This is a genomic window from Pseudoalteromonas sp. A601 (assembly GCF_002165575.1).
Taxonomy (GTDB): Bacteria; Pseudomonadota; Gammaproteobacteria; order Enterobacterales; family Alteromonadaceae; genus Pseudoalteromonas.
In genome coordinates, this window is record NZ_MXQF01000079.1 from 1 (window position 1) to 1,589 (window position 1,589).

Consider the following 1,589-nt stretch of genomic DNA (forward strand, 5'->3'; position numbering starts at 1 on the left):
CGCATCCGTCACGCTGGCATCAACGGTAAACGCACCTTCGGCTAAATCAGCTGGCACATCCACTGACCAGGTACCATCGGCTTGTACTGTGGCAGTTAGGTTTTGCTCTGTGCCATCGGCATCTGTGACAGTTAAAGTTACTGTCGCGCCTATTTCATCGCTAGAGCCAGTAATGGTTGGTGTAGTGTCATTCGTCGCTGTAATTGGATCAATATCAAACGTGGGCGCTTGTGTATCAATCACGCCGCCGGTTTCTGTATCACTGGCGGTATTACCGGCTGCATCCGTCACGCTGGCATCTACCGTAAACGCACCTTCGGCTAAATCAGTCGGTACATCCACTGACCACGTACCATCGGCTTGTACTGTGGCAGATAGGTTTTGTTCATTACCTGCTGCATCTGTCACGGTTAACATCACTGTCGCGCTAATTTCATCACTGGAGCCAGTAATGGTTGGTGTAGTGTCATTCGTCGCTGTAATTGGATCAATATCAAACGTGGGCGCTTGTGTATCAATCACGCCACCTGTTTCTGTATCACTGGCGGTATTACCGGCTGCATCCGTCACGCTGGCATCTACCGTAAACGCACCTTCGGCTAAATCAGTCGGTACATCCACTGACCACGTACCATCGGCTTGTACTGTGGCAGATAAGTTTTGTTCATTACCCGCGGCATCAGTAACAAGCACCGTTACCGTCGCGCCAATTTCATCGCTAGAACCTGTAATAGTTGGCGTTGTATCATTGGTGGCATTAATTGGATCAATATCAAACGTGGGCGCTTGCGTATCAATCACACCACCTGTTTCACTGTCACTGGCCGTGTTACCCGCCGCATCCGTTACGCTGGCATCTACCGTAAAGCTGCCTTCAGCAAGCTCTGTCGGTACATCCACTGACCACGTACCATCGGCTTGTACTGTGGCAGTTAGGTTTTGTTCATTACCTGCTGCATCTGTCACGGTTAACGTCACTGTCGCGCCTATTTCATCACTGGAGCCTGTAATAGTTGGCGTTGTATCATTGGTGGCATTAATTGGATCAATATCAAACGTGGGCGCTTGTGTATCAATCACGCCGCCGGTTTCTGTATCACTGGCGGTATTACCGGCTGCATCCGTCACGCTGGCATCTACCGTAAACGCACCTTCGGCTAAATCAGTCGGTACATCCACTGACCACGTACCATCGGCTTGTACTGTGGCAGATAAGTTTTGTTCATTACCCGCGGCATCAGTAACAAGCACCGTTACCGTCGCGCCAATTTCATCGCTAGAACCTGTAATAGTTGGCGTTGTATCATTGGTGGCATTAATTGGATCAATATCAAACGTGGGCGCTTGCGTATCAATCACACCACCTGTTTCACTGTCACTGGCCGTGTTACCCGCCGCATCCGTTACGCTGGCATCTACCGTAAAGCTGCCTTCAGCAAGCTCTGTCGGTACATCCACTGACCACGTACCATCGGCTTGTACTGTGGCAGTTAGGTTTTGTTCATTACCTGCTGCATCTGTCACGGTTAACATCACTGTCGCGCTAATTTCATCACTGGAGCCAGTAATGGTTGGTGTAGTGTCATTCG

General features: G+C 50.0%; 1 protein-coding gene. It reads right to left on the reverse strand.

Going from position 1 to position 1,589, the window contains the following annotated elements; all coding sequences use genetic code 11:
• The coding region (locus B5G52_RS21730; protein ID WP_176372607.1) for an Ig-like domain-containing protein at positions 1-1,589 on the reverse strand (1,589 nt) is incomplete at both ends.